This window comes from Thermomonas sp., assembly GCF_035369645.1.
Classification (GTDB): domain Bacteria; phylum Pseudomonadota; class Gammaproteobacteria; order Xanthomonadales; family Xanthomonadaceae; genus Thermomonas.
In genome coordinates, this window is record NZ_DAOOUM010000031.1 from 24,574 (window position 1) to 32,726 (window position 8,153).

General features: G+C 61.1%; 7 protein-coding genes and 1 tRNA gene. 7 read left to right on the forward strand and 1 reads right to left on the reverse strand.

Going from position 1 to position 8,153, the window contains the following annotated elements:
* Nucleotides 1-62 precede the first annotated feature (62 nt).
* From leuS to rlmH, 6 genes are all read left to right on the forward strand, one after another.
* The gene (gene leuS, locus PK789_RS07430) at nt 63-2,795 is read left to right on the forward strand and encodes a leucine--tRNA ligase (protein WP_324308144.1); all 2,733 of its coding nucleotides are present in this window, start codon (nt 63-65) and stop codon (nt 2,793-2,795) included.
* Nucleotides 2,796-2,866: 71 nt separating this feature from the next.
* Nucleotides 2,867-3,391 (forward strand): LPS-assembly lipoprotein LptE, encoded by a 525-nt coding sequence (locus tag PK789_RS07435; protein WP_324308145.1) that lies wholly within the window; start codon nt 2,867-2,869, stop codon nt 3,389-3,391.
* A gap of 19 nt (nt 3,392-3,410) precedes the next feature.
* The gene (holA, locus tag PK789_RS07440) at nt 3,411-4,451 is read left to right on the forward strand and encodes a DNA polymerase III subunit delta (protein ID WP_324308146.1); all 1,041 of its coding nucleotides are present in this window, start codon (nt 3,411-3,413) and stop codon (nt 4,449-4,451) included.
* The gene (gene nadD, locus PK789_RS07445; RefSeq protein ID WP_324308147.1) at nt 4,448-5,146 is read left to right on the forward strand and encodes a nicotinate-nucleotide adenylyltransferase; all 699 of its coding nucleotides are present in this window, start codon (nt 4,448-4,450) and stop codon (nt 5,144-5,146) included. Before holA ends, nadD begins: the two co-directional genes overlap by 4 nt.
* Nucleotides 5,143-5,550: a ribosome silencing factor gene (gene rsfS, locus PK789_RS07450; RefSeq protein ID WP_324308148.1), complete on the forward strand. Its 408-nt coding sequence runs from the start codon at nt 5,143-5,145 to the stop codon at nt 5,548-5,550. The genes nadD and rsfS overlap by 4 nt, the downstream gene beginning before the upstream one ends.
* Before the next feature lie 21 nt (nt 5,551-5,571).
* On the forward strand, nt 5,572-6,042 hold the full coding sequence (rlmH, locus tag PK789_RS07455; RefSeq protein WP_324308149.1) for a 23S rRNA (pseudouridine(1915)-N(3))-methyltransferase RlmH: 471 nt from the start codon (nt 5,572-5,574) through the stop codon (nt 6,040-6,042).
* Nucleotides 6,043-6,099: 57 nt separating this feature from the next.
* Here the strand turns inward: rlmH and PK789_RS07460 are convergent.
* Nucleotides 6,100-6,184: transfer RNA gene (locus tag PK789_RS07460), tRNA-Leu, on the reverse strand.
* 119 nt (nt 6,185-6,303) lie between these two features.
* Between PK789_RS07460 and PK789_RS07465 the strand changes: the two genes are divergently transcribed.
* A partial coding sequence (locus tag PK789_RS07465; protein WP_324308150.1) for a ribonuclease R family protein occupies nt 6,304-8,153 on the forward strand: 1,850 nt, incomplete at its 3' end.

The window sequence follows — 8,153 nt, forward strand, 5'->3', positions numbered from 1 at the left end:
ATGCGGGCGGTATCTGTTGCGCTGCGGTAAGCTTTCCAGCCCGATCCTTTGTGTGTTGCGCCGTGTCCGAGCCCGTTTCCTACGATCCCAGTGCTGTTGAATCTTCCGCCCAGGCGTTTTGGGCCACCACCCGCGCGTTCGAGGTGACCGAAGACAGCAGTAAGCCCAAGTACTACTGCTTGTCGATGCTGCCGTACCCGTCGGGTGCGCTGCACGTGGGGCATGTGCGCAATTACACGATTGGTGATGTGATCAGCCGGCACAAGCGCATGACCGGCTTCAATGTGTTGCAGCCGATGGGCTGGGACGCCTTTGGCCTGCCGGCCGAAAACGCTGCGATCAAAAACAAGACCGCGCCGGCCAAGTGGACCTACGCCAATATCGAGCACATGCGCACGCAGTTGCGCGCGCTGGGCTATGCGATTGACTGGAGCCGCGAGTTTGCCACCTGCAAGCCCGACTACTACCAGCACGAGCAGCGCATGTTCGTACGCTTGCTGAAAAAAGGCATCGCGTATCGCAAAAACAGCGTGGTCAACTGGGACCCGGTCGATCAAACCGTGCTGGCCAACGAGCAAGTGATCGACGGCCGTGGCTGGCGCACCGGCGCACTGGTGGAAAAACGCGAGATCCCGCAGTGGTTTTTGCGCATCACCGATTACGCGCAAGCATTGCTGGATGAATTGAATACGCTGGACGGCTGGCCGGATTCGGTCAAGACCATGCAGCGCAATTGGATTGGCCGCAGCCAGGGCTTGGAGATCGCATTCAAGGTGGATGGCGAAGACGCGCCATTGACGGTATTCACCACCCGCCCGGACACGCTGCTGGGGGTCACCTTCATCAGCATTGCTGGCGAGCATCCGCTGGCGCTGAAAGCCGCGCAAAACAACCCGGAACTGGCCGCCTTCCTTGCCGATTTGAAGCAGGGTGGGGTGTCCGAGGCCGAACTTGAAACGCAAGAAAAGCGCGGCATGGCCACCGGTCAGTGGGCCATCCATCCGATCACGGGCGAAGACGTGCCGATTTACGTGGCCAACTTCGTGCTGATGGGCTATGGCACCGGCGCGGTGATGGCGGTGCCGGCGCATGATCAGCGAGACTGGGAGTTTGCCAAGGCCTATGGCCTGCCAGTCAAGCCCGTGATCGCGGATGCGGCCACCCGCGATGCGCTGGCAGAAATCAACACACATCTGGCCGAGCACGACGACCCGATGGCCGTTGCGCTGGGCGGACATGCGCCGGTGGATGTGTTCGAGATCGACGCCGCAGTAGCGGTGGTGCGCGAATACCTGCGTGGTATCGAAGAAGACGGCGCAGCGACCGAGCGCGGCTGGCTGATCAATTCTGGCGAGTTTTCCGGGATGGATTTCGATGCGGTGTTCGAGGCATTGGCGGCCAAACTGGAAGCCGACGGCATCGGCAAACGGCAGGTCAATTTCCGCCTGCGCGACTGGGGCGTCAGCCGGCAACGCTATTGGGGTTGCCCGATCCCGGTGATCTATTGCGCTAGTTGCGGCGCGGTGCCGGTGCCGGAAGACCAATTGCCGGTGGTGCTGCCGGAAGATGTGGCCGATGCGTTTGCCGCCGGCAATGTGCATTCGCCCATCAAGGCGGATGCCAACTGGCGCAAGACCACGTGCCCGCAGTGCGGTGCTGCGGCTGAGCGCGAAACCGACACCTTCGACACCTTCATGGAATCCAGTTGGTACTACGCCCGCTACACCTCGCCGGGCGCGGCCGACATGGTGGACGAACGTGCTAATTATTGGCTGCCGGTGGACCAATACATCGGCGGGATCGAGCACGCCATCTTGCACCTGATGTATTTCCGCTTCTATCACAAGCTATTGCGTGATGCGGGGCTGGTGCATTGCGATGAACCGGCCACGCGCCTGCTGACCCAAGGCATGGTGATTGCCGATACGTTCTATCGTGGTAAGCCCGATGGCAGCAAGGACTGGATCAATCCGGCCGATGTTGCGCTGACCCGCGATGACAAGGGGCGCATCACGGGGGCTACGCTGGCCGCCGATGGATTGCCGGTCAGCATCGGCGGCACCGAGAAGATGTCGAAGTCGAAAAACAACGGCGTTGACCCGCAACTTTTGGTGGACAAATACGGTGCCGACACCGTGCGTTTGTTCTCGATGTTTGCCGCCCCGCCAGAACAATCGCTGGAATGGAGCGATGCCGGCGTGGATGGCATGGCGCGCTTCCTGCGCCGGTTGTGGCGTGATGTGCATGCACACGCCGCGCAGCCAGACCACCCGCAGGTGGATACCGCAAGCTTGGATGCTGCGCAGAAAACCCTGCGTCGTCAGTTGCATGAAACCATCCAGAAAGTGGGTGATGACTACGCCCGTCGGCACAGCTTCAATACCGCGATTGCCGCGTTGATGGAGCTGCTCAACCACGTCGCCAAGTTCACCGATACCAGCGATCAGGGCCGCGCCGTGCGCCATGAGGCCTTCGAAGCGATCGTGCTGCTGCTCAACCCGATCACCCCACATATTTGCCACGCGTTGTGGCAAACGCTGGGTCATCCACAAACCTTGCTGGAAGATCAGCCGTTCCCGCAGGCCGATGCGTCCGCCATGGTGCGCGATGCGGTCAAGCTGGCGGTGCAGGTCAACGGCAAGCTGCGCGGCACCATAGACATGCCCGTGGATGCCAGCCGAGAAACGGTCGAAGCGGCGGCGCTGGCCGAACCCAATGTGGCGGCCTTCGTGGCCGGGCAAGTACCCAAGAAAGTGATTGTGGTGCCCGGCAAGATCATCAATATCGTGGTGTAAGCACGGCGTCATCCCCATGAAAGTGGGGATGACGAGCAAAAACCCTGCCGTTTTCGCCTAGACTCCCCCACATGAAATCCCGCATTCTCATCATCGCCCTCACCGCCACCCTGCTGTCGGGTTGCGGTTTCCATCTGCGCAACGCGCTTAACCTGCCGGCCAACCTTGGCCCGGTGCGGGTATTGGCTGCCGACCGCTACAGCCCCCTTTCGGAAATGCTGGCCGACGGCTTGCAGCGCGCTGGTGCGCAGGCTGCCGCTGCCGATGCCACCGAAGGGGTGGCGACATTGCAAGTTGTTTCCGAGCAATGGGCGGACACGCCCATCAGCAATGACCAATCTGGGCGTGCACAGGAATACGCACTGCGCTATGCGGTGATTTTCAGCCTGCACCGTGCCGATGGCAGTGTGGCAGTGCCGCAGCAGGTAGTGGAATTGTCGCGTGATTACCTGGCCCCGGCGGTGGACTCCATCGGTAAGGCCAGCGAACGCGAAATGTTGGTCAAAGAATTACGCCGCGATATGTCCGCTGCGATCTTGCGGCGCGTGGATGCGGCATCCAAACCTGTCGTTGTGACACCCGCCGCCGGGCAATGAGTACTGCTTGCGCTAAGCAATGGAACTAAGCACCGACCGCTTGCAGGCACAACTGACATCAGAGCCGCTGCGTCCGGTGTATTTGCTTGCTGGTAGTGAAACCTTGTTGGTGTTGGAAGCCGCCGACGCCGTGCGTGCTGCCGCGCGCAAACACGGCATCAGCGAGCGTGAAGTGCATGACATGGAAGGCCGCGACGCCGACTGGGGCGCGCTGGAAGCCTCCCTCCATGCGCCCAGTCTGTTTGCCAGCCAACGCCTGATTGAAGTGCGCCTGCCCACCGGTAAGCCTGGCAATGAAGGCAGCAAATTGCTCTGCGGGTTTTGCGCCAATCCACCTGCGGATGTGGTGTTGCTGGTGATTGCCGGGGAGTGGTCAAAAGCACATGCCGGCAAATGGAGTGATGCCATCAACAAGACCGGGCATGTGGCGGTTGCGTGGCCGGTCAAACCGCATGAATTGGTGAGCTGGATGGGCGCACGCCTGCGCAGTCGTGGCGTGAAAGCCACCGCCGATGCGGTGGCGCGGTTGGCGCAGCGGGTAGAAGGTAACCTGCTGGCGGCGGCACAAGAAGTCGATAAGCTCGCGTTATTGCTGCAAGGGCAGACCGAAGTCCTGAGTGCGGAGCGCATGGAAGCCTTGGTGGCCGATGCCGCGCGCTTTGACGTATTTCGCCTGATGGATGCCGCATTGAATGGACAGCCCGCACAAGTGGCACGCATTCTTGCCGGCCTGCGTGCCGAGGGCGAAGTCATCCCTGCATTGATGGGCATGATCGTGAAGGAACTACACACCGTGGCCGCACTGGCGCGGGCGCGCAATTTTGCTGCCGAATGCAAGACCCTGCGCATCTGGGATTCCAAACAAGCCGTGTACAAACGCGCCTTGGCGCGGCATGCGCCGGAGCATTGGCAGCGATTTTTGGTGGATGCCGGCAGCGTTGATCGCATTTCCAAAGGGCGCGTGCGGATAGGACAAGAAACCAGTGATGCTTGGCAGCAGCTAGAACGCTTGCTGTTGGCAGTGGCCGATAAAAGCGCATTGTGTCTGCTGGCCTCGTGACCCCCCTGCGCATTTGCTATGGCGGCAGTTTCGACCCCGTCCACAACGGGCATCTGGCGGTTGCCTGTGCCGCGCGCGACGCCTTTGCGGCCAGCGTGTACCTGTTGCCAGCAGGTGACCCGCCGCACAAAGACAGCACCCACGCCGATGCCGCGCAGCGGGCACAAATGCTGGCTTTGGCCATCGAAGGGCAGGCCGGTCTGCACGTTGATGCGCGCGAGCTGGCCCGCAGCGGCCCGTCCTACAGCGTGGACACGCTGGCGCAGTTGCGTGCCGAGTTGGGCCCCAGCACCCCCATCGCGTGGCTGCTGGGTGCCGATTCATTGCATCAGTTGCACCACTGGCACCGCTGGCACGAGCTATTTTCGCTGGCCCACATCATCTGCGTGCAGCGGCCAGGTGCAGCACTGGATGCAGCCAGTCTACGCCAACACGCCCCCGAGGTATTGGCCGAGATCGGCGAACGCTGGTTGCCGCCATTGGCCTTGGCAAACGCCGCGAGTGGTGGTTTTGCGGTACTGCCGCTGCCACAACTGCGGCCAGAATCTTCCACCGAGCTGCGCCGCCGCATCCACAACGGCGACAACTGGCAGGCATGGGTGCCGCCATCGGTTGCGGCCTATATCGTCCAGCAAGACTTGTATCGAAGCGCGCCCGTTATACTGCCACCATCAACATCGAGCACCTACCCTTGACTACTGCTGCCCACATCATCAAAACCAACCTGCCTTCCCCCCCGCCGTCGGTGGATGCTTTGCTGAAGGCCGTCCATGCCGGGCTGGAAGAGCTCAAAGCCAAAGATGTGGTGGAAATCGACGTGCGCGGCAAAAGCAGCGTTTGCGACTACATGGTCGTTGCGTCGGGCACATCCACCCGTCACGTCAAATCTGCGGCCGACGAAGTGGTGCGTTTTGCCAAGCAACTCGGTGTCATGCCTTTGGGTGTGGAAGGCGAGCGCGAAGCCGAATGGGTACTGGTCGATTTAGGCGATGTGGTGGTGCATGTCATGCTGCCGCGTGTGCGCGAGTTCTACGCACTGGAACGTTTGTGGTCGGTAGGCGATCAGCACCCGGAAAATACTTCAGGTGATGCTGTTTGATCCAAAGGGCAGGGCGAACACGTGAAAGCCCGCCTGATTGCCGTCGGTGAACGCGCTCCCGGATGGGTGGCGCAGGGGTTTTCTGAGTATCAAAAACGGCTGTCGCACTGGCTGCCGCTGGAGTTGCTGGAAGTCGAGCCCGGTGTGCGTGGCAAAGGCCGCGACACCGCGCGTGCGATGAGTGACGAAGGCGCGCGTGTTCTTGCCGCACTGCCCAAAAATACCCACATCGTTGCTTTGGATGGACGCGGCAAAATGCATTCCTCCGAGCAGCTTGCCGTGCGCCTGGAACATTGGCGCACGCAAGGTCGCGACTTGAGCTTTTTGATCGGCGGCCCCGAAGGCCACGCACCCGATGTCATCACCCGCGCAGACGAGCACTGGTCACTCGGCCCGCTCACCCTCCCGCACATGCTGGTGCGCCTGGTGCTGGCTGAACAGCTCTACCGCGCCGCCGCGCTGCTGGCCAATCATCCTTATCATCGGGCATAACCAAAAAACACGAAACCCCGCATGGGAGCGGGGTTTCAGTGTTTACAGCAGAACCAATGGTGCCCAGGAGAGGACTCGAACCTCCACGGTTTTACCCGCTAGTACCTGAAACTAGTGCGTCTACCAATTCCGCCACCTGGGCAGGTGGTGAGCCGCGCATTTTCCGGGGATGGGGCGCGACTGTCAATAGCTTTGTGCGGAGGATGTGGTGATGTCGGCGCGAAAGACGCAGTCCTGTACGCCGCCCTGTACCATCCACAGATGAAAAAAACATCAGGCAAGCGCGGCGCAGGCCGCGGTAAGCAAGGCGGCAACACGAGTGCCAGCACAGGTTGCAGCGGCAAGAAGCCACGCAAGAGCGGCAGCACATTGCCGGGATGGCTACCCGACCTGCCCGCACGTCCCAATGCAGCGGCCTCGGGGAAAGGCAAGCGTGTGGCCACGTACCCCACCGCGCCACGGTTTGATCCGCACGCGCAGCGCGAGGCGCAGCGTTATGACAACCCCATCGCCAGCCGCGAAATGATTTTGCAGGTGCTCGCTGCGCATGCCGGGCCAATGAGTACGGAGGAGTTGGCGCAGCAATTGGCGCTGACCGCTGATGATCGCTACGCCGCCTTGGAAAAACGCTTGCAGGCGATGCTGCGCGATGGTCAGTTGCTACAAAACCGTCGCGGCGGCTTTGTGCCGGCATCGCGCAGTGATTTGTTGGCCGGCAGCGTGATTGCCAACCAAGACGGGTTTGGGTTTTTCCGTCCGGAAGCTGGCGGCGATGATTTGTTTTTGCCGCCGTATGAAATGCGCAAAGTCAGCCACGGTGATCGCGTGTTGGTCAGCGTGACCGGCGTGGATCGGCGCGGGCGCGGCGAGGCCAGCATTGTTGAGGTGCTGGAGCGCCGGCTGACTCGCTTGCTGGGACGTTTTGCGGAAGAACTGGGCATTGCCTATGTGGTGCCCGATGACAAACGTATCCAACGCAATGTGATGATCCCGCAAGACGCCCGCAATGGCGCCAAAGCGGGGCAGTTGGTGGTCGCCGAAATCACCACCCCGCAAGATGCACATCGTCCACCGATTGGCCGCGTGCTGGCGGTGCTTGGCGACAAACTCACTGCCTCGCAGGCGGTGGAAGCTGCCATCCACGGGCATGACATCCCGCATGTGTTTTCGCCGGAGGTGTTGGCACAAGCCACTGCCGTGCCGCTGCAAGTGCAGCCCAGCGATTGTGTGGGCCGTGTTGATCTGCGTGGTGTGCCCTTGGTCACCATCGATGGCGAAGACGCCAAAGATTTCGATGATGCGGTGTGGTGCGAACCCAATGCCGATGGCTTTCGCTTGATCGTGGCGATTGCCGATGTGTCGCATTACGTGCGCCCCGGCACGCCGCTGGATGATGAAGCGCAATTGCGCGCAACCTCGGTGTATTTTCCCGGCTTTGTGGTGCCGATGCTGCCGGAAACGCTGAGCAATGGCATTTGCTCACTGAACCCAGCGGTAGATCGGCTGTGCTTCTGTTGCGATATGCAGATAGGGCGCGATGGCGGCGTCACCTCCAGCACATTTTATGAAGCGGTGATGCACTCGCATGCACGCCTCACCTATACCGATGTGTGGAATGCGGTGGGCGAGGGGATTCCCGCCGATGACCACGACGCCGCACTGGCCAAAATCGGGGCGCTGCTGCCGCAGATTCAGCGCCTGCATCAGCTGTACAAAATCCTGGATAAAGCCCGCGCCAAACGCGGGGCCATTGAATTTGAAAGCAGCGAAGTGCGCTTTGTGCTGGATGCCAAGGGCGCGGTGACGCAGGCCGGCATGTTGCAACGCAATGACGCACATAAGTTGATCGAGGAGTGCATGATTGCCGCGAATGTGCAGGCGGCCGTGTATTTGCTGGGCAGCCACATTCCTGCGCCGTATCGTGACCACGACAAGCCGCCAGAATCCAAATACGCCGACCTTGAAGAATTCCTGAAAGAATTCCAATTGCGGTTGCCGCCGTGGGGCAAGGTCAAGCCCAAGGATTTCCGCGCATTGCTGGAAAAAATCCGCGAGCGCCCCGATGCCGCCTTGCTGGAAACCGTGATCCTGCGCAGCCAGTCGTTGGCGGT